The 22,030-nt window shown below is 69.8% G+C and carries 22 protein-coding genes and 1 other RNA gene; 16 read left to right on the top strand and 7 right to left on the bottom strand.

Features of this window, described 5'->3' with window-relative positions; genetic code table 11:
- Nucleotides 1-90: 90 nt before the first annotated feature.
- Nucleotides 91-1,017, bottom strand: coding sequence for a polysaccharide deacetylase family protein (locus tag SALPAC4_RS0102485; RefSeq protein WP_019869028.1), 927 nt, complete (start codon nucleotides 1,015-1,017; stop codon nucleotides 91-93).
- A gap of 333 nt (nucleotides 1,018-1,350) precedes the next feature.
- On the opposite strand from SALPAC4_RS0102485, the gene SALPAC4_RS0102480 reads away from it, so the two are divergent.
- The 4 genes from SALPAC4_RS0102480 (at nucleotide 1,351) to SALPAC4_RS0102465 (ending at nucleotide 5,367) form a co-directional block, all read left to right on the top strand.
- Nucleotides 1,351-1,833 carry a hypothetical protein gene (locus SALPAC4_RS0102480; protein ID WP_019869027.1) on the top strand — a complete coding sequence of 161 codons (483 nt, stop codon included), beginning with the start codon at nucleotides 1,351-1,353 and terminating at the stop codon, nucleotides 1,831-1,833.
- Nucleotides 1,834-1,910: 77 nt separating this feature from the next.
- Nucleotides 1,911-3,200: an MFS transporter gene (locus SALPAC4_RS0102475; RefSeq protein ID WP_019869026.1), complete on the top strand. Its 1,290-nt coding sequence runs from the start codon at nucleotides 1,911-1,913 to the stop codon at nucleotides 3,198-3,200.
- Nucleotides 3,201-3,251: 51 nt separating this feature from the next.
- A complete protein-coding gene (locus SALPAC4_RS0102470; protein ID WP_027644773.1) occupies nucleotides 3,252-4,049 on the top strand; it encodes an alpha/beta fold hydrolase in 798 nt (265 codons plus the stop codon).
- 169 nt (nucleotides 4,050-4,218) lie between these two features.
- Nucleotides 4,219-5,367: a polysaccharide pyruvyl transferase family protein gene (locus SALPAC4_RS0102465; RefSeq protein WP_027644774.1), complete on the top strand. Its 1,149-nt coding sequence runs from the start codon at nucleotides 4,219-4,221 to the stop codon at nucleotides 5,365-5,367.
- Between the two features lie 5 nt (nucleotides 5,368-5,372).
- Here SALPAC4_RS0102465 and SALPAC4_RS0102460 read toward each other — a convergent pair whose 3' ends face one another.
- Nucleotides 5,373-5,579 carry a hypothetical protein gene (locus SALPAC4_RS0102460; protein ID WP_018216512.1) on the bottom strand — a complete coding sequence of 69 codons (207 nt, stop codon included), beginning with the start codon at nucleotides 5,577-5,579 and terminating at the stop codon, nucleotides 5,373-5,375.
- Between the two features lie 151 nt (nucleotides 5,580-5,730).
- Between SALPAC4_RS0102460 and SALPAC4_RS0102455 the strand changes: the two genes are divergently transcribed.
- Together SALPAC4_RS0102455 and SALPAC4_RS0102450 are read left to right on the top strand one after the other, a co-directional pair.
- Complete coding sequence (locus SALPAC4_RS0102455; RefSeq protein WP_019869023.1) at nucleotides 5,731-9,012, top strand: DEAD/DEAH box helicase; 3,282 nt, start codon at nucleotides 5,731-5,733, stop codon at nucleotides 9,010-9,012.
- Entirely contained in the window at nucleotides 9,009-9,923 is a 915-nt protein-coding gene (locus tag SALPAC4_RS0102450) for an SWIM zinc finger family protein (protein ID WP_019869022.1), read from the top strand. Before SALPAC4_RS0102455 ends, SALPAC4_RS0102450 begins: the two co-directional genes overlap by 4 nt.
- Nucleotides 9,924-9,949: 26 nt before the next feature.
- Here SALPAC4_RS0102450 and SALPAC4_RS0102445 read toward each other — a convergent pair whose 3' ends face one another.
- A complete protein-coding gene (locus SALPAC4_RS0102445) occupies nucleotides 9,950-10,207 on the bottom strand; it encodes a DUF3040 domain-containing protein (protein ID WP_018216509.1) in 258 nt (85 codons plus the stop codon).
- Nucleotides 10,208-10,734: 527 nt separating this feature from the next.
- Nucleotides 10,735-11,418, bottom strand: coding sequence for a bifunctional DNA primase/polymerase (locus SALPAC4_RS0102440; RefSeq protein ID WP_026323646.1), 684 nt, complete (start codon nucleotides 11,416-11,418; stop codon nucleotides 10,735-10,737).
- Nucleotides 11,419-11,647: 229 nt separating this feature from the next.
- Between SALPAC4_RS0102440 and SALPAC4_RS0102435 the strand changes: the two genes are divergently transcribed.
- Genes SALPAC4_RS0102435 through SALPAC4_RS0102415 form a run of 5 tightly spaced genes read left to right on the top strand, consistent with a single transcriptional unit; the run spans nucleotide 11,648 to nucleotide 16,333 of the window.
- Complete coding sequence (locus SALPAC4_RS0102435; RefSeq protein WP_018739162.1) at nucleotides 11,648-12,871, top strand: helix-turn-helix domain-containing protein; 1,224 nt, start codon at nucleotides 11,648-11,650, stop codon at nucleotides 12,869-12,871.
- Nucleotides 12,868-13,464: a flavoprotein gene (locus SALPAC4_RS0102430; RefSeq protein ID WP_019869020.1), complete on the top strand. Its 597-nt coding sequence runs from the start codon at nucleotides 12,868-12,870 to the stop codon at nucleotides 13,462-13,464. The genes SALPAC4_RS0102435 and SALPAC4_RS0102430 overlap by 4 nt, the downstream gene beginning before the upstream one ends.
- A gap of 58 nt (nucleotides 13,465-13,522) precedes the next feature.
- Nucleotides 13,523-14,395 carry a Nif3-like dinuclear metal center hexameric protein gene (locus tag SALPAC4_RS0102425; RefSeq protein WP_033664978.1) on the top strand — a complete coding sequence of 291 codons (873 nt, stop codon included), beginning with the start codon at nucleotides 13,523-13,525 and terminating at the stop codon, nucleotides 14,393-14,395.
- Nucleotides 14,385-15,122, top strand: coding sequence for a zinc ribbon domain-containing protein (locus SALPAC4_RS0102420; protein ID WP_019869018.1), 738 nt, complete (start codon nucleotides 14,385-14,387; stop codon nucleotides 15,120-15,122). The genes SALPAC4_RS0102425 and SALPAC4_RS0102420 overlap by 11 nt, the downstream gene beginning before the upstream one ends.
- Before the next feature lie 2 nt (nucleotides 15,123-15,124).
- Complete coding sequence (locus SALPAC4_RS0102415) at nucleotides 15,125-16,333, top strand: bifunctional RNase H/acid phosphatase (protein ID WP_019869017.1); 1,209 nt, start codon at nucleotides 15,125-15,127, stop codon at nucleotides 16,331-16,333.
- A gap of 68 nt (nucleotides 16,334-16,401) precedes the next feature.
- Here the strand turns inward: SALPAC4_RS0102415 and SALPAC4_RS0102410 are convergent, their stop codons facing one another.
- A complete protein-coding gene (locus tag SALPAC4_RS0102410) occupies nucleotides 16,402-17,163 on the bottom strand; it encodes a sulfite exporter TauE/SafE family protein (RefSeq protein ID WP_019869016.1) in 762 nt (253 codons plus the stop codon).
- A 124-nt stretch (nucleotides 17,164-17,287) separates the two neighbouring features.
- Here SALPAC4_RS0102410 and rnpB point away from each other — a divergent pair.
- The 3 genes from rnpB (at nucleotide 17,288) to SALPAC4_RS0102405 (ending at nucleotide 18,728) form a co-directional block, all read left to right on the top strand.
- An RNA gene (gene rnpB, locus SALPAC4_RS25785) (RNase P RNA component class A) lies at nucleotides 17,288-17,703 on the top strand.
- Nucleotides 17,704-18,030: 327 nt separating this feature from the next.
- Entirely contained in the window at nucleotides 18,031-18,357 is a 327-nt protein-coding gene (locus tag SALPAC4_RS25020) for a helix-turn-helix domain-containing protein (RefSeq protein ID WP_317889023.1), read from the top strand.
- Between the two features lie 155 nt (nucleotides 18,358-18,512).
- Nucleotides 18,513-18,728 (top strand): hypothetical protein, encoded by a 216-nt coding sequence (locus SALPAC4_RS0102405; RefSeq protein WP_223874681.1) that lies wholly within the window; start codon nucleotides 18,513-18,515, stop codon nucleotides 18,726-18,728.
- A 51-nt stretch (nucleotides 18,729-18,779) separates the two neighbouring features.
- On the opposite strand, the gene SALPAC4_RS25970 is transcribed toward SALPAC4_RS0102405, so the two are convergent.
- A complete protein-coding gene (locus SALPAC4_RS25970) occupies nucleotides 18,780-19,220 on the bottom strand; it encodes a hypothetical protein (RefSeq protein WP_223874680.1) in 441 nt (146 codons plus the stop codon).
- A gap of 498 nt (nucleotides 19,221-19,718) precedes the next feature.
- Between SALPAC4_RS25970 and SALPAC4_RS0102400 the strand changes: the two genes are divergently transcribed.
- Complete coding sequence (locus SALPAC4_RS0102400; RefSeq protein ID WP_020113439.1) at nucleotides 19,719-20,306, top strand: hypothetical protein; 588 nt, start codon at nucleotides 19,719-19,721, stop codon at nucleotides 20,304-20,306.
- Nucleotides 20,307-20,524: 218 nt separating this feature from the next.
- Nucleotides 20,525-21,130: a class I SAM-dependent methyltransferase gene (locus SALPAC4_RS0102395; RefSeq protein WP_019869012.1), complete on the top strand. Its 606-nt coding sequence runs from the start codon at nucleotides 20,525-20,527 to the stop codon at nucleotides 21,128-21,130.
- Between the two features lie 42 nt (nucleotides 21,131-21,172).
- Here SALPAC4_RS0102395 and SALPAC4_RS0102390 read toward each other — a convergent pair whose 3' ends face one another.
- Complete coding sequence (locus tag SALPAC4_RS0102390; protein WP_027644597.1) at nucleotides 21,173-21,961, bottom strand: TetR/AcrR family transcriptional regulator; 789 nt, start codon at nucleotides 21,959-21,961, stop codon at nucleotides 21,173-21,175.
- Nucleotides 21,962-22,030 lie beyond the last annotated feature (69 nt).

Raw genomic sequence — 22,030 nt, 5'->3', positions numbered from 1 at the left:
TGGCCGACCGCGGGGCGCCAGTCGATGGGTGCCACGCACGTGCGACGACGAGCGACGTCGTGGCATCGGCGACTGGTCTGTGCGGACGGTTCACCAACGGGGAGGCTGCTCCGGAGAAGTCGCAGCAGGGAGTACTTCGTCGAGTCTTCGGAAACGCAAGCCGCGTGCTATGAGAACCGGAAGCGCGCGTTCGACCCCGGCAGCTGTCTCCGATCCAGGGCGGTTGAAGTGTGCCAGCAGGATTCCGCCGGGGCGGAGCCGCAGGAACTGCTGGTAGACCTGGTCGGCGCTTGCGGTGGCGCCGGAGTCGCCGTTGACGCTGAACATCACGATCCATTCGCCCATCGCTCGGGACACCTGCGTGGCCACGTTGTCGGCGTGGGCTGTTCCAGGACGGAAGAACTTTGGCTGGAGGTCGTAGTTGGTGGCCATCCACGTGTGCATGCCGGCGATTTCGTCGTACACCTCGCCAACGTTCTTCGTGCCGGCGATTCCGTACGCAGAGCGACCGGAGACCGACAATGGACGATGTTTGGTGCCGTGGTTGCCGATCTCGAACAGGGGGTCAGCCACCAGGCTTTCGAATTCCTGTCGATGAGTGGTTGCCCAGCGCTGGTTGACAAACAGCGTCGCCGGTATGCGCTGCGCCCGCAGCGTGTTGATCAGCCGTTCGTCGTAACCGCTGCTGTCGCTGCAAGCATCGAACGTCAGGCAGACGGAGTTGTGAGTCAGTGAGGTGTCGGTCGGAAATGTCGACCAGGAGCTGTCCGGGTGTAATCCCCAGTAGCGTGGTGTCCGGGCACCGTACTGGCTGATGATCTCTTCTCGGGACGGTAGCGTGCCGGTGCCGGTAGCCGTCGGTGGCGGTGTCGGTGGCGCGGGGGTGGCGCTGACCTCGACGGGCTCTATCCAGGCGGGATCGATTCCGTGGGCGCTACGGTCAGTCCACCGAGGGGCAATCTTCGTCCCAATGAGGGCGGTTAGCCCGCCAAGCGTTCCGACGCCAGCCAGCGCCATCAGTTTTCTGCGACTGACTAATTGTGTTGGTCGTTTCCGACCGTCAGTCGCCTCCGGCCTGCCTGTCATTTACGGATCATACCCATCAACGTGAGGCAGGTTCGAGTTTTGCCGAGGCGCGAGGGCTCTTGCGTGGCCCGGACGGCGCCTCGCCTGGTTTTGGTGGACGTGTCATGTCGGGTGGCAGCGGTCGAACGGGTGACTTCAGGGCGGTCTGATCGAAGGACGTGGATCGCTTGATGGCGCTTCGGTGGGGGTTGGTGACCGACGGCTGAGACCTACGAGTTCCAACGTGGAAGGGCGATGCCTTCTACGTCAACGTAGTGTTGACAGGTGACCTCAGCGATCGCACAGTTGGCCGACGTCAGGAACGCGCGAGTCCACCTCGATGAGCGGGAGTTGGAGCTCATCGACCGTGCCCGTCATGCGGGCGTCACCTGGGCGGAGATAGCCGCAGCGTTGGGCTTGCGTAGCCGGCAGGCAGCGGAGCAGCGCCGCCAACGTCTCGCAGTGGCCCGACGGTCCCGGCGGCAAGCGCTCGATCGTCGCTACTCCGCCCGGATCGCGGCGTTGCGGGTGGCGGTAGCTGATCTTCAACGGTGGATTGACGCTGATCGGGGCTGGGATGGCCGGTTTCCGGCGGCGGCGCTGGTGCGCGGGACGGCAGCGCATGCGTTGGATTCAGCGCCGGGCGCGCTGTACGCCTTGGCCCGGCACCTCGTTGCTGACCTGGCGGAGGTGGGGGTGGCCCGACTGCCGCTACCGGTTCAAGCGGCTGCCCGCAGGATCGAGGTCGCGATGTCAACAGAAGCTTGACGTTCCCAGCCAGTCTTGCTTGAACTCAGCTCAAGGATTGAGGATGTGAGTCGCCGAAGCTCAACCTTGGGGGGTCAATGCAGCGCAATGTTGGGCTCTTTGTGGCGATTTCCGGGCTGTCGGGCCTTGTTGGTGGAGTCCTGTCTCTGGTGCCCGGAATCTGGATCCTCGACCTCACCGATTCCAGTAGCCTCGCCGCGCTGGCGCAACTCTTCCTGTACGCCCCGGTGTTGGGTGCTCCCTGCCTGGGCGGCCTGCTTGACCGAACGCTCAGACGGCCACTACTCATCAGAGTGAATATCTCCTTGGCGGTGGCCCTTTCCTGCCTGTTTGCCGTGCAGGGGCCGCACCAAATCTGGCTCATATTCGCTGTTCTTTTCGCTTTCGGTGTTAGCCGCACATTGGTTGATGCGGGCGAGACGGCGCTTCTGCCAGTTGCGTTTTCCGCACGGCAGCTCGGAAGCGTCAACGGCTGGCGGTCCAGCGCTAAGGAAGGCATGAAGCTCGTGGCTCCGTTGGCCGGCATCGGGCTCTACTCGTGGCAGGGTGGTCGCGCGGTCGGGGCGCTCGCGGTCGTACCAGCTTTGGTCGCCGCCCTCTATGCCGGCCTGCGGTTGCCTCCGGCGCCACCCGAAAGAACACCCGCTCGGCAGCGGAGCCCTCGCGCGGGGCTTGCCGTTCTGCTCGGGCGTGGCGGGATTCGGGTCCCGGTTTCCCTCGCATCCGTCTCGATTGCGATGTCAGGCTTTACGACAGCCGGCTACTACGCGATGGTCACCACCGAGCTGAATCTGCCGGCGACGTTTCTGGGGGTTCTCGCCGGTGTTCAGGGGCTGGGTTCCATCCTTGGTGGACTGATCGTGGGCCGATTAATCACCCGAGGGGGGACGGTCGCTGTCGGCATAGCCGGTACGGCCTTGTTCGCCGTTGGCTGCCTCGGTCGTTGCCTGCCGTGGTCGCCGGCGATGTTCGTGGCCTCCGTGGCAGTGGGAGTCGGCTTGCCCTGGACGCTGGTAGCAGCGGTGACCGCGACCCAACGGCACACTCCGGCGGGAGTGCTCGGCCGAGTATCCGGCCTGGTCAACATGGCGATGTTCGGGCCTGTTGCGTTCGCGATTCCGTTCGGTGCCGCGGCTGTTCAGCTCGGCAGCACGGTCCCACTCGCAGCCGCGGCGGGGGTTTGTCTCGCCGCTGCAGCCATCGCGTTCTATCGACCCCGCTCGCGCACGGTGCGCCGAGCAGTTCCGGGCGAGATGACGCCCAACGGCGTTTCCGTCACCAGAGCCGCCAGGACACAGGCAGGCAGTCGGAACGGTTCCGCGACAGAACTGGAACAGCCAGCACCGACGGCGACACCCACGCAATAGGATCACCGGTATGCACGGTGGTGCGGGCCGCCGGAGGTCGGGTGGGGAACTGTGAGCTACGTCGATGTCAACGGGCTTCGAATGTGGTACGAGTGGCACGGAACCGGGCACCCGCTGGTGTTGCTGCACGGCGGCTTCGGGTCGACCGAGCTGTTCGCCCCGCTCCTGCCGGCCCTGACGGAGCGGCGCAGCGTCCTGGCGGTGGATCTTCAGGGGCATGGCCGTACCGCCGATGTGGATCGTCCGCTCCGGTACGAGACATTGGCCGATGATGTCGCCGCGTTGCTTACGAAGCTTGGTCTGGCTGAGGTGGACGTGCTCGGATACTCGCTGGGCGGCGGGGTGGGGCTGCGTACCGCGATCCAGCATCCGGACCTGGTCAGCCGGCTGGTGGTGGTCTCCGCGCCCTGCCGCCAGCAGGGCTGGTATCGAGAGACCCGCGCCGAGATGGCCCAGCAGGACGAGGCGGTGGGGGAGCGGATGCGGGGCACCCCGGCGCACCGGCGTTACCTCCGCATCGCGCCACAGCCGGACCAGTGGCCCCGGCTGTGGGCGAAGTCGGGGGAGCTGCTGCGGCGCGAGTACGACTGGTCGGCGGAGGTGGCCGCCCTCGTCCTGCCCACGTTGCTGGTCTTCGCCGACGCGGATTCGGTGACCACCGCGCACATGGTGGAGTTCTTCGGGCTGCTCGGTGGCGGGCACCGGGACGCCGGCTGGGACGGCACCGGTCGGTCGGCCGCCCGGTTGGCGGTCCTGCCCGGCCTCACCCACTATGACATTCTCTCGTCTCCGGCCCTGCCGGCAGCGGTGCTGCCCTTCCTCACCCACCCCGCCGGCCCGCCCGGCTGACGCCAGCCCCGGCCCGGCGACGCCGCACCCGCCGTCCGGGCGCCGAACCCCGCCGTCCGGCCGCCGCCGCTGTCCGCCCGGCCGCCGGGTCCCCACCCGTCGCGCGGGGCAGGACTGTTCCTCGGCGTACCGGGAAGTCCGCATGGACGCACCCGGGGAGGAGCGACGGATGACAGCTGGCACCGGCCTGACCATCGGCGTGCTCGGCTCGTACGGCGGTCGCAACCTCGGTGACGAGGCGATCCTCACCGGTCTCCTGGCCGACCTGCGGGAGCAGGAGCCGAACGCCCGGATCATCGTCTTCTCCCGCAACCCCGATCACACCCGGGCGGCGCACCCGGATGTGGAGGCGGTGCCGTGGGAGGGGGTGAGCCGCACCGACTCGTCCCCGATGCTCGCTCAGCTCGATCTGCTCATCCTGGGGGGCGGCGGCATCCTCTACGACCAGGAGGCCCGCCGCTACCTGCGGGTTGTTCGGGTCGCCCAGGAGCGCGGCCTGCCGCTGCTCACCTACGCGGTGGGCGTCGGCCCGCTCAGCGAGATGGTGGACACCGGGATGGTTCGCGAGACGCTGGCCGGGGCGACCCAGGTCACGGTGCGGGACCAGGAGTCTCGGATGCTTCTGGAGGAGGCTGGGCTGCTCAATCCGATCACGGTCACCGCGGATCCGGCGTTTCTCCTGGAGCCTGAGGAGTTCCCCGTACACCTGCTTCGGGAGGAGGGAGTGCCGGCGGGTCGGCATCTGGTCGGAATGAGTGTGCGTGAACCGGGGCGGGCCGCCGAACGGCTCGATGTGGACGGCTATCACCGGCTCCTGGCCCAGATCGGTGACTTCTTGGTGCACCGAATCGACGCTGATGTTCTGTTTGTCCCGATGGAACGGGACGACATCCGGCACTCCCACGGCGTGCTGTCGCACATGGTCGCCGCAGAACGAGGGCGCATCCTGCACGGCAGCTACTCGCCCCAGCAGGTGCTCGGCCTGATGCGCCACTTCGACCTGGCGGTCGGCATGCGGCTGCACTTTCTGATCTTCGCTGCGATGGTGAACACCCCGTTTCTTCCCCTCCCGTACGCCGGCAAGGTCTTCGACCTGGCCCAGCGCCTCGGCGTCCCCGCCCTGCGCGGGGTGGAGCGGGAGGTCGAGGGCCCGCTACTGGCCGAGGTCGACCGGCTGTGGGACGAGCGGGAGCAGCGCGCCGAGGCCACCGCCCGGCGGGTCGCCGAGGTGTGCGAGGAGGCCCGGGGCACCTCGAAGGTGACCCGGGTGGTGCTGGAGAGTCTCCGGACCCAGTCGATGGTCTCCGTGGACGGGTGAGCCGGTCAGACCGCCGGACCCCGCCAGCAGTAGCGCCACCTCCTGGCATCTCCCCCCACCGTCTCCAACTCGTAGATCTCGGCGTCGGCGAGTCCGCCGTCGCCGAGGTGGTGGTGGGTCAGCGGTGGGCGACCGTTCGGGTCCAGTTCGACGGTGACGGTCTGCCCGTCGGACGAACCACCGGCCAGCGGAATCTCCACGGTTGGCGCCATGCGCCCATCCTGCCCCGACCGGCGGGCCGACGGAGCGGAAGCGTCGGCCCCGGCAAACGGATACGGGTCAGGAACGGGTCTGCTACAGCGGTGACGAGCCTCGCTGCCACCCCGCCTATCCTGGGCCGGGGCGCCAACGAGGGGAGGTCGCGTGCTGGTTGTCCACGGGTCGTGGCGACTCGGCAGCGGGCTCGCCATCTGGGCCGAGGACAGCACGTCGCCGCCGCGGGCACCCCGCCGGGCCGGGCGGGCGCCCCGCGAACGACCACACCCGTTCGCCGCCGGTCACCCCGTGCTCGCCGCAGCCCTGGCCGAGGTCGCCGAGCCGACCGCGCCCGGCACCGCGCTGCTCACCCTGCCCACCCGAGCCGGTTCGCCGCTGGACTCGCCGGAACTGGTCCGCACCGCGCCGGTCGAACCGCTCCGTGGGCCGGTCACGTTGGCCGGGTGGCGGGTGCCCGCCCTGGTGTACGCCCCGGACACCGCCCTGTCGCTGCTCTCGCGGATCACCGCGGCCGGCGCGCTACCGGACGCCGTACCCGGTGCCACCCTGCGTCACCTTGCGGAGCTGGCGGCCTTCGCCGTGGACCTCGCCGCCCGCGGTCGGGTCCTGCCCGGCGTCCGGCCAGAGCCCGGAGGTGAACCGCGGCCGGTCTCGGAGACACGGCGGCAACGCACGGGCGCCACCCGCGCCGGTCGAGCCGCCCCGGCCCGGTTGACGCCGCCTTCGGGGGAGCGGGGCAGCGCCGCCGCGTGGGCGGTGTGGCGGCCGCTGCTCACCGGCGTGGACGCCGGGTGGGCCCGTGCCCTCGCGCTCGCCCTGCCGCCCGCCGCCCGCGCCGCCGTCGAGATCGAACCGGATCCGCTCACCGCGACCGGCGCACCGGAAACACCCGTAACCAGCGGAGCAGAAGTGCCCGACGACGGTGGTGCATCGCCGCGGGCTCGGGGTACGAGGCGACCGACGGCGTCCGTCGCGGAGCCCGGGGAACTGGTGGCCGAGGCGCTCGACGCGCTCACCGACGCGGCTGTCCGGACCGCCCTCGCGGAGACCGCCCTTGCCCGGGGAACTCGTCCGCGGGGTGCGGTCACGGCGTGGTTGGCGGCGCTCACCGGCCCGCGTCGTGATTTCGTCGCCGACTCGATGGAGCTCGACACCTTGCGCGGCGAGCTGGACGCCTGGCAGCGCGATGCGGTGGGAGGGTCGGTCCGGGCCAGCTTTCGGCTGGTGGAGCCGCCACCGGATGGGTTGTTCGAGGCGACGGCCGGTGGTCTGGTCGCGGCCGAGGGGCCGTGGCGGGTCGAGTTCGGCCTACAGCCCGCTGACCAGCCCGGCCTGCATGTTGAAGCGGCGCGAATCTGGCACGAGCCGGTGGCCCTACCCGGCCCGGCCGCTCCGCAGGAGGCCCTGTTGGCCGAGTTGGGGCGGGCGAGCCGGCTCTGGCCGGAGCTGAACTCGTCCCTGCGTACCGCTACTCCGGAGGCGCTGGAGCTGGACACAGCGGGCGCGCACCGCTTTCTCCGCGACGGCGCGCCGGTGCTGCACGCGGCCGGGTTCGCGGTGCTGCTGCCCTCGTGGTGGCGGCGTCCCTCATCCCGGCTCGGCGCTCGACTACAGGCCCAGAGCCGCACCGCCCCGGGCACCGTGGCCGGGGCGGGCGGTGGGGTGGGCCTGGAGGCCCTGGTCGACTACCGCTGGGAGGTGTCCCTCGGCGACCAGCCGCTGACCGCCGAGGAGTTGGAAGCGCTGGCCGCGCTGAAGTCGCCGCTGGTCCAGCTGCGGGGGCGCTGGGTGGAGCTGGACCCGAAGCGTCTCGCCGCCGGCCTGCGGCTGCTCCGCTCCACCGGCGAGCTGACCGTCGGTGACCTGCTGCGGCAGGGCCTCGCCGACCCCGCCGCCGACGCGCTGCCGGTGCTCGAGGTGGCGGCCGACGGTGCGTTGGGGGAGCTGCTCGCCGGAGCCGTGGAGCGGCAACTCACCCCGGTGGACCCGGCCCCGTCGTTCCGCGGCGTGCTCCGCCCCTACCAGCGGCGAGGACTGGCCTGGCTCTCCTTCCTCCAGTCTCTCGGCCTGGGCGGGGTGCTCGCCGACGACATGGGTCTCGGCAAGACGGTGCAGCTACTCGCGTTGCTCGCCGGCGATCCGCCGGGCGTCGGCCCGACCCTGTTGGTCTCGCCGATGTCACTGGTCGGTAACTGGCAGCGGGAGGCGGCGACCTTCACCCCGGGCATACGGGTCCATGTGCATCACGGCGCCGAGCGGGCCCGGGGGGAGGCGTTCACCGCGGCGGTGGCGGGCGCGGACCTGGTCCTCACCACGTACACGGTGGCGGCCCGGGATGCGGGGGAGCTGGCCGGGGTCGACTGGCATCGGGTGGTGGTGGACGAGGCGCAGGCGATCAAGAACGCCTCGACCCGGCAAGCCGAGGCGGTCCGCGCGTTGCCCGCCCGGCATCGGATCGCGGTCACCGGCACCCCGGTGGAGAATCGGCTCGCTGACCTCTGGTCGATCATGCAGTTCGCCAATCCCGGCCTGCTCGGTCCGGCCGCCGAGTTCAAGAAGCGGTACGCCGAACCGATCGAGCGGCACGGCGACGCGGAAGCGGCCGAGCGGCTGCGCCGGATCACCGGCCCGTTCGTGCTGCGTCGGCTCAAGACCGACTCGTCGATCATCTCCGACCTGCCAGCGAAGCTGGAGATGGAGGTGGTGTGCAATCTGACCGGGGAACAGGCGGCCCTCTACCGCGCGGTGGTGGACGACATGATGGCCCAGATCGAGTCCAGCGAGGGCATCGAGCGGCGCGGGCTCGTGCTGGCCGCCATGACCCGGCTCAAGCAGGTCTGTAACCATCCGGCGCACCTGCTGCGGGACAACTCGGCGCTGGCCGGCCGCTCCGGCAAGCTGGCCCGGTTGGAGGAGATCCTCGACGAGGTGCTTGCCGCGGGGGAGAAGGCCCTGCTCTTCACCCAGTACGCCGAGTTCGGCGGCATGCTGCGCGGCCACCTGTCGGCGCGGTTCGGACAGGAGACGCTGTTCCTGCACGGCGGCCTCGGTAAGGCCGACCGGGATGCGATGGTGACCCGGTTCCAGTCCCCGGGCGGCCCCGCGCTCTTCGTACTCTCGCTCAAGGCCGGTGGTACCGGTCTCACCCTGACCGCGGCCAACCACGTCGTGCACGTTGACCGCTGGTGGAATCCGGCGGTGGAGGATCAGGCCACGGACCGGGCGTTCCGCATCGGGCAGCGGCGGCGCGTGCAGGTCCGAAAATTCGTCTGCGCCGGCACCGTGGAGGAGAAGGTCGCCGCCCTCATCGCCGACAAGCGCCGGCTCGCCTCGACCGTGGTGGGCGCCGGTGAGCAGTGGGTGACCGAGCTGTCCACGGCGCAGCTGCGGGAGCTGTTCCAGCTAGAGGCCGGGGCGGTGGTCGAGTGAGCCCCCGGGCCGCTGGCAGTGACAAGCCGGCCCGCCGGGCCGACCGGTTCGCCGACTACGGTCCACCGCGTCGGGTCGCCGGGGGATTACGTGCGCGCAGTACCCGTGGCGCGATCGGCACCTCCTGGTGGTCCCGCCGGTTCCTGGAGGTGTTGGAGTCCTTCGCGTTGGGCACCCGTCTCACCCGTGGTCGGTCGTATGCCCGGGCGGGGCAGGTGCTGCGGCTGGAGGTGATGCCGGGCGAGGTAACGGCAGTGGTGCAGGGCTCGCGATCCCGGCCGTACGAGGTGCGGATCACGCTGGCGCCCTTCCCGGCGACGCTCTGGTCCCGGGTGGAGGAGGAGTTGGCCGCGCAGGCCTTCTTCAGCGCTCGCCTACTCGCCGGTGATCTCCCCGCCGAGCTGGAGGAGCTTTTCACCGCTGCCGGTGCGCCGCTGTTCCCCGCCGACCTGGCCGAGCTGGGCCAGTGGTGCAACTGCCCCGACGGCGCAGTGCCGTGTAAGCATCTCGCCGCGACCTTCTACCTTCTCGCCGAGGCGTTCGACGCCGACCCGTTCGCGTTGCTGCACTGGCGCGGCCGTGGTCGCGACGAGTTGCTGGACCGGCTGCGGGTGCGCCGGGGTGCTGCCGGCGCCGCACCCGAAAGCGCCAGTTCGGACGATGTGTCGTCGGCGCCGGTGACCGGTGCCGCGCGGTCGGTGGCGGGTCTGCCGGCGGCGTCGCTGGCCGATGCGGTGGACCGGTTCTGGACCGCGCCGGTTCCGCTGCCCGACCGACCGCCGACCTTGGCGACCGGGACTGAGCTGCTGCTGCGGCAGCTCGGTGCGCCGGCCCCGGCCATCGGTGGCCCGGGGCTGGTGGAGCGACTACGCCGGGCGTATCGGCGGCTCGGCGGGCAGGGCACCGGCTGACCGTCGGTGGCGGAAGGCCGGGTGATTCATAGCCAGCGGCGCCGGAAGCGCCACATGACCACGGCGTTGGCTACCAGGACCACCGCGCAGACCGCACCAGCCGTCGGGCCGGCAAGCACGGTCGTCGCCGGGAGCGCCGCCCAGAGCACGATGGTCAACAGCATCAACCACCGGCCGCGGTGGCCCTTCGCCCGATGGTCCAGCCGGGCGAAGAATGCCGGGTCGCTCTCCCGGAGGTTGCGGGTGATCTGCTCGAATCTGCGCTGATCCTCTTTGCTGAGCATGTGCCTTCCCCTCACGTGTTCAGCGGTTCGCCGCGCATACCCGCTGCGGTAGCGGATCACGCTCCTCCTGCTGACACTTTCCGACGCACCGGGTCTGGCGCTGCCCGGAGTTGCGTGGCTACGTTGTTGGCGCCCTGCGGCTTTGGCCGCCATGCCCTGGGTCAGCGGCTCGGCGGCGGCGGTTCGGCGGCTCGGCGGCTCGGCGGTGGCGCGGCGGCGGTTCGGCGGTAGCTCGGGGCCGGCGGCCAGTTCGATTGGGCCTTTTGTCTGGTTCAGTGCCTTTGGGGAGGGCTCAATTCCCTTGTGGATGCCTTGGAACCCCTAGGGTAGGTATTGACCTAAAGAGTAGGCTTTCAACCTGGTGAGTACCGTCTGTCCGGAGGGCGCGATGGGCAGTGCGACGGGTGCGTCGATGGCCGTTGGAGGGGGCTCAGCTGAGCTGCCAGCTGGGTGCCGGTCAGCAGCTCGCCGGCGGTTTGGCTGGGGGAGGCGGCCCACCGCGCTCCGGCTGGTCGGTGCGGTGCCGGTCAGCGTCCCTGCCGAGGAAGCGGCAGGTGGCCGGGGACCAGCTGCTCCGCTGCCAGTGGCACTCCGCTCGCCTGTAACTCCGCGATCAGGCTGTTCTGCACCAGGTACGAGTCGGGGAGCTGCCAGCGCGCCTGCTCCGGGGCGACCACCCAGCGCACGGCACCTTCGGGTAGCCGTGTCGGTGGGGCCGGGATCCACGAACCCGGGCCGTGCCGCACCACGTGGAAGCAGTGTTCAAGTTCGGGTCGAAGCGGGTCGCCGGGTCGGACCAGGAACATCCACCGGCCGGTGGGGGTGGAGAGCACCGGCCCGCGTACTCCCGGGCCGGCTGGATGGTTCTGGACCGCGAGGAGTACGTCTCGTCCGATGTGGGCCGGCACTTCCAGGACGTCGAAGGCCCGCCCGGTGGGTAGCAGAACGCCGTGTGGCCGGGTCCGCCACCACGTCGCGATCCGGGCCGGGTCGGCACTGGCGGAGTGCTCCCAATCCACCAGCGCGGGGTGGCAGCCGACGGTGGGGCAGCCCGCCCGCCCGCAGACGAAGCGGCTGCGGGCCAGGCACGCGCCGGGGGTCACCTCCCAGCCATGCAGCGCGTAGCGCACGGCGACGCGGCGCAGCCGTACCCGCTCCAGGGGTGACAGCTCAGCGACCCGCGGTCCGATATTCCCCCACATATGTGCCATCTCCCCTCGCCGGATCCGGTCGTGCCGGTGGCGTCTGTCGAGCACCGTCACTGCCTCGATCCGCGATCGTTGAGTTGACGAACGGTCGATGCAACTTGCATGAACGCTAGGAGCGTCGGCTGATCAGCTGACGTACATGCTGTGCGACCAGGAAGAAACCTGAACAAAGCGCCGTGCCCGCGACAAATCCGGCTCATCGGTCGGAAGGACGTGTGGGAAGGGACGGGACATGGACGAGCTACCCATCGGGCGTCGGGTGGCCTACTGGCGGGGGCGACGCAAGATGTCCCAGCAGGTCTTCGCGGACCGGCTGGGAAAGTCGAAGAGCTGGGTGGACAAGGTCGAGCGCGGGGTACGTCGGCTGGACAAGTTCTCCGTCATCTACGAGATCGCCGACACCCTCCGGGTTGACGTGCAGCTACTGCTCGGCAAGGACCCGGAACGGCGGTCTGATGCGCTGAACTGCATCGACCAGACCGAGGTGCAGGAGATTCGCGCGGCGCTGGAGCGGTACGACGCGATGAGCGCCTACTTCGACGCGGCACCGTACCCGCCGCCCCTGCCCGACATGCGCAAGGCCGTCACCCACGCCTGGTTGACCTATCAGTACGGTCGCTACGGGATGCTGACTCGCTCGCTGCCCAAGCTGCTGCGGGACGCTCAGGCGGCCGACGCCGGCTTCGGTGGCGACGACAACCGTGAGGCGGCGCACCTGCTCGGGCAGGTCTACCAGATCGCCTCGTCGGTCCTGCGCAAGCTGGGGGAGTGCGACCTGGCGTGGCTCGCCGCCGATCGGGCGATGGCGGTAGCCCAACGAGCCGACGATCCGCTGCTGGCCGGCATCGCCACCGCCCGGGTCGGTAACGCCCTGGTGGCGATGGGGCGCCCCTTCCCGGCCCTGGAGGTAAACGTCGCAATCGCGAACCGGTTGGCCCCGGGAGGTGACAACGACGCTACCCCGGATCGGCTGTCGGTCTACGGCATGCTGCTGCTCCAGGGGGCGATGGCCGCCTCTCGGATCGGTGACACCGCCACAGTGGATGACCTCCTGGGCGGCGCCGACGAGGCGGCCACCCTGCTCGGTGGCGACCAGAACCACTACTGGACCTCCTTCGGGCCCACCAACGTGGAGTTGCACCGTGCCGCAGCGGCCGTAGAGCTTGGCGACGGCGGCCGCGCAGTGGAGGTCCACCAGCGCATCGGCCCGGAGTTCAACGCCCTGCTACCCGAGCGCCGTGCTCACCACCTGCTCGACATCGCCCGGGGCTACGCACAGGTTGGGGATGTGGTGAACGCCGGCGAGATGCTGCTGCAAGGCGACCGGCTCGCTCCGTCCGAGATCCGTTGCCGGCCGATCGCCCACGAGGTGATGTCCGACATCCTGCGTCGCACCCGGGGCACCCCGTCCGCCTCGATCGCGGAGTTGGCTGAACACATGGGAGTCGGAATATGAGTGTGGACGCTCCGCTGGCCACGTCGCAGCCGACCGGCGGTGATCGCCGGGTTCTCTACGTGCTCGCCTGTGGTTCGCCACTGGCCCGTCGCGTCGGCCGGCTCGTCGAACTGGCCCAGCAGGCCGGGTGGGAGGTCTGCGTCGTCACCACCCCCGACGGGGCCAGGTTCGTTGACCGGCCGGCGCTGGTCCGACAGACCGGCTATCCGGTCCGAAGCCACTACAAGAACCCGGGTGACCCGGATGTCCTGCCGCCGGCGGACGCGATGATCGTCTGCCCGGCCACGGTGAACACGGTCACCAAATGGGCGGTGGGGATGGCCGACACCCTCCCCCTCGGCCTGCTCGTGGAGGCGCAGGGCCGGGGGGTGCCGCTGGTCGCGGTCCCCTTCACCAACGCGGCGATGGCCGCCCACCCGGCGTTCCAGGCGGCCCTCGGCCGGCTCTCCGAGTGGGGGGTCACGGTGCTCTTCGGCGACCACGTCGTCCCGCTGCACCCACCCGGATCCGGTGAGCGTCACCTAACCGCCTTCCCCTGGGAGGCGGTGGTGGCGGCGTTGCCGGCACCATCGGCGGCGACCACGGTCGCCTGACCGTCCGCCTGGGTGGCGACGCGTTCTGTCCCCACCCCCGCCGGTAAGCTGGCCCGCCGTGAGGACACCCGAAATCCCGCCGACGGTCGCCGACGTGGTGGCCGAGTTGGAGCGGCGCTACCCACCGGCGTGGGCGCAGGAGTGGGACCGCGTCGGTCTGGTCCTCGGCGACCCGAACGCGCCGGTCCGCCGGGTGCTCTGCGTGGTGGACGTGGTGCCGGAGACCGTCGCCGAGGCGATTGAGGCTCGGGCCGACCTGGTCGTGGCGCATCATCCGCTGTTCCTGCGGGGGGTGTCGTCGGTCGCCCCGACCACCTATAAGGGGCGGATTGTTCACCAGCTGATCAAATCCGATGTCGCGCTGTACGTGGCGCACACCAACGCGGACGTCGCCGAACCCGGCGTTTCCGACGCACTGGCCGCCCGATTCGGGCTGACCGGGCTCCGGCCGCTGGCACCCCCCGCCGTCGGCGCACCCGCACACGGTGCCGGCCGGGGGATCGGCCGCATCGGCGAGCTCCCGGAGCCGATGACCCTCGCCGAGCTGACCCGGCACGCCGCCGCCGTGCTTCCCGCCACCGCCTGGGGCGTACGCGCCGCCGGTGACCCGCACCGGACGGTGCGTACGCTCGCCGTCAGCGGCGGATCGGGCGACAGCTTCCTCACCGCCGCGACAAGCGCCGGGGTGGACGCGTACCTCACCGCCGACCTGCGGCACCACCCCACCAGCGAGCACCTGGCGACCGGCGGTCCGGCGCTGCTCGACGCCGCGCACTGGGCGACCGAACGCCCGTGGCTGGACGACCTGGCCGCCGCCCTGCGGGAGACGATGGGCGTAGCGACGCTCGTGTCCGACCTGGAGACTGACCCGTGGACCGTACATGCCGCCCCGCCCGCGGCGGACGACAAGGAGCCCGACCATGAAGGCTGAACCGTTAGTCCAGCGCCGCCTGCTCGACCTGGCCGGGATCGACACCACCCTCGCCCAACTCGCCCACCGCCGTCGGACGCTGCCAGAGCGGGCCGAACTGGACGCCCTCGCCCGGGAGCTGTCCGCGCTGGAGGACGAACGCGCCCGCGCCCAGGTGGCCATCGATGACCTGGACCGGGACATCGACCGGCTGGAACAGGACGTTGACCAGGTGCGAGCCCGCAAGCGCAAGGACGAGGACCGCCTTGCCGCCGGCGTCGGCCCGGCCCGGGAGTTGGAGGCGCTTCAGCACGAGTTGGCCTCCCTCAACCGCCGCCAGGGCGACCTCGAGGACGCCGAACTGGAGTTGATGGAGCAGCGGGAGACCGCGCAGGGCGTCCTGACCGGGATCGAGAAGCGGATCACCGAGGCCCGGGAGAAGCGGGATGCCGTCGAGCAGCGCCGCGATGACAGCCTGAACGAGATCACCAAGGAGGAGGAGTTCAAGCGCGGCGCCCGCCAGCCCCTCGCCGCCGACCTTCCCGGTGAACTGGTCACGCTCTACGACAAGATTCGGGCGGCGAGCGGACTCGGTGCGGCCCTGCTCACCGCCGGTCGGTGCGGCGGGTGCCGGCTGGAGCTCTCCGGCGCGGACCGGGCCCGAATCCGCGCGGCGGATCCGGACGACGTGGTGCGCTGTGAGGAGTGTCGCCGGATCATGATCCGTACCAACGAGTCCGGACTGTAGTCGTGGCGCCGCGTGTCGTCGTCGTCGAGGCCGACGGTGGATCTCGGGGCAACCCCGGTCCGGCCGGGTACGGCGCGGTGCTCCGCGACCCCGGCACCGGCGAGGTGCTCGCCGAACGCTCAGCGGCGATCGGCACCGCCACCAACAACGTCGCCGAGTACCGCGGCCTGATCGCCGGCCTGGAGGCCGCCGCCGAGCTGGGGGCCGCCGAGGTGGAAGCCCGGTTGGACTCCAAGCTCGTGGTCGAGCAGATGTGCGGCCGATGGCAGATCAAAAACCCGGGTCTGCGTCCGCTCGCCGCGCAGGCAGCCGGGCTGGTCGGCAAGTTCGCCGCCGTCCGGTTCACCTGGATTCCACGGGACCGCAACCGGCACGCCGACGCCCTGGCCAACGCCGCCATGGACGCCGCCGCCGGAGCACCAGCCCGGCCAGCGAAGCGAGCAGCCGAGGAACCCCGACCGGTGGCCGCCGCCGACTCGCCCGCCCGGGCGGCGGCCCGCGAGGCCGCGGCCCGCGCCGCCACCGCCCGAACCAGCGGCACCGACCCGGCCACCGCCCCCGCCTCCTGGGAGCCGCGGCCCAGCTTCACCGCGACCCGGCTGCTCCTCGTCCGGCATGGGGCGACCGAGTACACCGAACAGCGTCGCTACTCCGGCCGGGTGGACGTGCCCCTCTCCGACCACGGTCGGGCTCAGGCCGAAGCCACCGCCGGCCGGGTGGCCGTGCTGGCCCCGTCGGCCGCGGCTGTGGTCAGCTCCCCCCTGAGTCGGTGCCGGGACACCGCCGAGGCCATCGCCGCGGCGCTCGGGGGAAAGCCGGTCCGCGACAACCACGACCTCGTCGAGTGTGACTTCGGGGCCTGGGACGGCCGCACCTTCGCGGAGGTACGGGAGCGCTGGGCCGGAGAGATGGACGCGTGGCTCGCCGCCACGACGGTCGCCCCGCCCGGCGGAGAGTCATTCGCCGACGTCGCCACGCGTAGCCGACGGGCGGTCGACGAGTTGCGGACGGCGTACCCGGGGGAGACCGTCGTGGTGGTTTCGCACGTCTCGCCGATCAAACTGATCCTGCGGGATGCTCTCGGGGGCGGAGACACGCTGCTGCATCGGCTGTTCCTCGATGCGGCGGGAATCTCCGTGGTGGACCTGTGGCCCGACGGCGGAGTGGCCGTACGCTCTGTCAACGACACCGCCCACCTCCCGTCCAGCTGATCAACCCGGCTGCTGGCCTCCTCAGCCTCAGGCCCTCAGTTGGCTGTTCGGTTCAGCAGCTGGTCCATTCAGCTTCTGGTCCGCCAGAGCAGATACAGGCCGATGACCGTCCCGAACGCCACGATCACCGTTCTGAGCACCATCGGTGGCAGCCGGGGGAGCAGCCGCGCGCCCGCGTACCCGCCGACCAGCGTTGCCGGTGCGACCACGGCAACCGCCGCCCAGTTCACCGGCCCGAACAGCGCGAACACCACCAGCGTGGTGAGCCCGATCACCGCCGAGAGCAGGTTCTTGATGGCGCTGACCCGGACCAGCGACGCGTCCAGCATCAGCGCGAGGCCCGCCACCAACATCACCCCCAGCGCCGCGCCGAAGTAGCCGCCGTACACCGCGGCAAGCGCGACCATGGCCTGCACCGAGACGCTACGGTGCCCCCTCGACCGGTCACGGGGGTGCCCGACGAACCGGCGCAGCGGCCCCTGGAACGCCAGCACCGCCGTCGCCCCGAGCACCAGAAACGGTACGACCAACTCAAACGCCCGGGCCGGCGTGGCCAACAGGAGCACGGTACCGGCGACCGTGCCGAGGACGGTGGTGGGCAGCAGGGCCAACAGCTCCCGATTATGCGGCAGCTCCGCGCGACTGCCGGCGACGCTCGCCGCGTACCCGGGGAAGGCCGACACCGAGTTGCTCACGTTCGCCGATACCGGCGGCAACCCGGCGGCGATCATCGCCGGAAAGGTGATCAGCGAACCCCCACCGGCTACCGCGTTGAGCATGCCGGCGGCGAGGCCGGCGGGGAGGAGCAGCGCGGCGTCGGCGATATGCATGTTCAGGCAGGCTAGTAGGCCCCAAGAACCTGCCCACCCGCGGCACCCGGTGCAGGGCGTAGGTGTGGTGGTTGGGGCGGAAATGGGTACGGCGACCGCGTCGTTAGGATGAGTGCGCGACGGACGAGTCGACCGGGCGGTCGCGTCGGCGGGTTTTCGACCTGCCGTCGAGGAACGTCCGGACTCCACAGGGCAGGGTGGTTGCTAACGGCAACCCGGGGCGACCCGCGGGACAGTGCCACAGAAAACAGACCGCCGTCTCCGGACGGGGACGGTAAGGGTGAAACGGTGGGGTAAGAGCCCACCAGCACCCCGGGTGACCGGGGTGGCTCGGTAAACCCCACCCGGAGCAAGGCCAAGAAGGGGCGTCATCAGCTGAGACGACGACCCGCGCAGGCGATCGAGGGCGGCCCGCCCGATGTCTGCGGGTAGGCCGCTGGAGCTTGCCGGCGACGGCAGGCCGAGATGGATGGCCGCCGCCGGCGCGTGCCCTCGGGCTCGCGTCGCGCACAGAATCCGGCGTACAGGTCGACTCGTCCGTCGCCCACCAGCTCAGAGACCCGATCAAGGCTCTGAGCTGGTCTTTTGTCGGGTGCCATTGGTTGATCTTGGCTATTGTTGGGTGGCGTCTGACAGCCTGGCCACGGCCTGATCTTGGAAGCGTCAACCGGTGATCCTGCTACTGCTCTTCCCGCCACCTCAAGGGTGCGATCGAGTGGGCGGCCTTCGACGACAAGAGCCGGCATCCAGCGGTAGAGGCGCCGGAACACGCACCCCGCAAAGTGATTGACGGCCTCTTCCTGCCGGCTGGTGCTGCTTGAGCAGCACGTACGCTGCCGTCCAGTTGCGTTTTGGTGTTTCTGGCCGATGCTGGCAAGTATGGCGACTGTGGGTGGGGAATTGCTGAGCACTGGTCGGGCGGCCAAGCTGCTGGGTTCTTCGCGTCAGCAGGTGGTCAACCTGTGTGAGCGTGGCGACTTGCCGTTCGTGCGGGTGGGCGCGCACCGCAAGGTCCGGCGGGAGCACGTCGAGGCGCTGTTGCGCCCAAGACAGCCGTTGACCCGTGATCAGCTCAAGTCGCTGTGGCTGCACCAGGCTGTGGCAGGCGGCCTGGTGTGCTCTCGCAGGCGCAGCGTGGGACAGTTCTTGGGTCCTTCAAGCGTCGGGGCTGGGAGCGGGCGGCGTGAGGCGTGAGGCGTGAGGCGTGCAGAGTTGGAGCACGTACTGAGATCGACGGGTCGGATTGTCGTTGATCGGAACGTTCTCAGAAGGCCGACCAGGTTGACGCGTTCATCGGCGAGTTCTCGCAATTCCACGAGACCTACGGCTATTACGCCCAGGGTGTGAGTGTGTCGACTGCGGTGCTGCCCGACGGCTGGCGCAATCGGCTGGTGCTGGTGGAGTCGAAGGACACCCTGTTCGCTGACGCGCTGCTCCGGGCGGGCTTGGTCAGGCCGGATGCGGTCGCCGGGCGGATTGAGCTCCTGGTTGATGTGCATCCTCTGGTGATGAAACGCCTGCGGGACTGGATCGCGGCCTATCTGCCGAAGCCAGATATCGGCTGAGGTGGGCCGACAGATGGCATTCTGGCGGCCCAGCGACGGGACATCAGCGGGCTAGGGCTGTTTCTGTGGACCTGTAAGCCATACAGCGAAAAGCGCCAAGAAGGCGGCGATATCGACTGCGATGCACCATACAGCAGATGTCCTGAGCTGCGGCTGAGCCTCCAGGAAGAAGTCCTGGAGCGTTGTCCAGTAGGCGAAGCCAGCGATAGTGATAGCGGTCAACGTTAGTAGGGCGGACGCCAGGCTGTGCCGCCAGCACAGGCCGAGTGCGACCGCGACGGATACCGGCGGTGTGAGGGCAAAATACGGCAGATAAATTGTGAGGTTGGCGGTAAGTCTACCGCCAGCCTCCAGTTCACCCCATGCCTGCATGTTAGACGCGAAGGGCAGCAGGCCGTAGCCAAGAGTTGCCCAGGCGGCCGCCACCAAGGAGGCAGCTGTTCTCTGCGATGCGCGCCGAAAGGCTGCCAGAGTGGGCGTCCGTGCCTGCATCCCGGACATGATAGTGAGCAGCCGGGCCGATGTCTGTCCTTGATTTGGTTAGCGGTTGATTTGTCAGTTGTGTCAACTATGTAGCTTTCCAGCGGTAGGATACTGCGTTCTTCCGTGTCGCTGCGGCGCAGAAAGGGCACCATGGCTGCCTGGGATTATTTGTCGCTAATGTCTGATGAATTCCCGTTCGCGGTGTGACTGCGGGCATCGTGGTGGTGGAATCCCGGCCGCCGTCGAGGCGTTACACCTTGCGTACGACCGAGCAGGTGCCCCGCCGGTGGCGGATGCCTCCCGGGGGTGAGCCCCCGGGAATGCTGGCGGCCGGCCGGTCGTTACATCTGGACCCGGCGCCGTGCGTGTGCCTGTGAGCCCCGCGGCCGCCGAGGATCTTCTCTTCCCGCTACTTTTGAGCGCCGGACGGTGCTTGCACCCTGTTGCCGCCTGACCCCCTTTCGGGCGTGCGTATGTGGGTGTCGATCCCCGAATGGAGCAACCCCCATGATGAACACGATTCTGCGTCGTAGTGTGCTTGGTTTCGCTGGTCTGGCCCTGTCCACCGGTGTCGTCGCCGGCCCCCTGGCCACCCTCACCGACACCACCACCCCCGCCGCTGCTGCGGCTGCGGTGCAGGCGGACAAGCCGGACAGCGGCACGCTGATCCCGCACGGCACCCAGGGCACGCAGTCGCGCATCGATCTGGGTGATGAGCAGACCGGCAACGTGAAGGCCATCATCGAGGCCACTAAGAAGGCCGGCATGGATGAGCGGGCCGCCGTGGTGGCGATCGCCACCAGCCTGCAGGAGTCGAAGCTGGAGAACCTGGGACACCTGGGTGAGCGCAACGACCACGACTCGCAGGGCCTGTTCCAGCAGCGCCCGTCCTCTGGTTGGGGCAGCGTGGAGCAGATCACCGACCCCGAGTACTCCACCACCGCCTTCCTCAAGGGCCTCAAGCAGGTCGAGGGCTGGCAGGAACTGCCGTTGACCGAGGCCGCGCAGAAGGTGCAGGTGTCGGCGTTCCCGTTCCACTACGCCCAGTGGGAGACCCAGGCCGCCGACCTCGTCGCCGAGCACTGGACCAGCTGACCCCACCCACACCACCGCACCTAAGACCTAACCCGTACAAGGGGGAAAGAAGCTGTTGGCCGGCACCCGAACCGGGTGCCGGCCAACAGCCGTCTCCGGCGAACGCACCCAGGCTCGCCACGGGCGACCGGCTTGCTACGGGAAGCCGCTGGTTGGGGCCGGTTCGGCGGTGACCGGTGCCGGATTGAGCGAAGGACCCAGGGGATACGGTTGTCGTCATGGCAAAGCCGACCCGATGGGTGACCGACACCGGCCCAGAGCACTCCCAGTGGTACATCGACCGTTTCCGTCGGTTGGCGGCGGAGGGGGCAGACCTCGCCGGTGAGGCCCGGCTGATCGACGCCCTGGTAGCGCCGGGTTCCCGGGTCCTTGACGCCGGCTGCGGCACTGGTCGGGTCGCGGCCGCGCTGGCCTTGCGGGGTCACACCGTCGTGGGTGTTGACGCCGATCCCATGTTGATCGAGGCGGCGGGGGCCGCCTATCCCGGTCCGCGCTGGCTCATGGCCGACCTGGCGGAGCTCGATCTGGCCGCCGCCGACGAGCCGGAACCTTTCGACGCCGCCGTGGTCGCCGGCAATGTGATGACCTTCGTCGCTGCGGGCACCGAAGCCGACGTGCTCCGCCGGATCGCGGCCCACGTGCGCCCCGACGGCATCGTGGCGGTTGGTTTCGGCACTGACCGGGGCTACCCGCTGTCGGCCTTCGACGAGGATTCGGCTGCTGCCGGGCTACGCCGGGAGCACCGTTTCGCCACCTGGGATCTGCGCCCGTGGCGGGAGGAGAGTGACTTCGCCGTCACTCTGCTCCGGCGCCCCGCCGAGTGAACATTCGGAACATCACCAGTAGTTGACCATCCTGGAGCAGCCTCAGGAGCCCCCTGATGCTGCGGGTGTTGCGCGTTCGATGAGGGTGGCGAGCCCGTCCAGGAGGCGGTGGAGGCCGAACTCGTAGGCGTGGGCGGGGTCGTGGGCGCTGCCGTGAGCCGTGCCGGCGGCACTGCCGACCCGGGTGGCCAGCGGGTAGGCCGCGGGGTCGAGGACCCGGGCCAGCAGCGGCCCGGCGGCCGCCCACCACTGCTCGTCGGTCATGGTGGTGAGCTGGGCAGTAGCCCGGGCATCGGCGGCGACTCTGGCATTGGCCTGGACGAAGCTCAGCAGGAGGGTCAGGCAGTCGTCCATCTCGACGTCGTCGAGGCCCAAGCCGTCCAGCGCGGTCAGCTCGTGCTCGTACTTGGCGATCGCGCCCGGTCCGAGCGGGGGCCGCAACGTCGAGACCGTGGCGGTCCACGGATGGGTCGTGAAGAGCGTCCGATTCTCCTCGGCCACGGCAGTCAGCCGTACTCGCCAGGGTTGTCCGGTGGTGTCGGTGCGCGACATCCGGCCGTACGCGGCGTCGAGCATTACGTCGAGTAGCTCCGCCTTGCCGGGCACGTATGTGTAGAGGGTCATGGGGGAGACCCGCAGCTCCTGGGCGACGCGACGCATGGTCAGACCGGTCAGCCCCTCGGTGTCGGTGACGGCGGTCGCCGCTTCGATCACCGCGTCCAGGTTGAGGCCGCGTTGCGGGCCTCGGCGCGCTGCCGTCGATGGCTCCCGCCAGAGCAGGGCGAGCGTACGCGTGGGGTCGCCGGCGCTGGTTACGTCAGATATATGCATAGTCATCTCCGCAATTTCTCCGTACGCTGTACGATGTACAATGTATAGCGTACGACGTACGAGGTATAT

It is taken from the genome of Salinispora oceanensis (assembly GCF_000383575.1).
GTDB lineage: Bacteria > Actinomycetota > Actinomycetes > Mycobacteriales > Micromonosporaceae > Micromonospora > Micromonospora oceanensis.
This window is presented reverse-complemented; position numbering and strand designations above follow the sequence as displayed.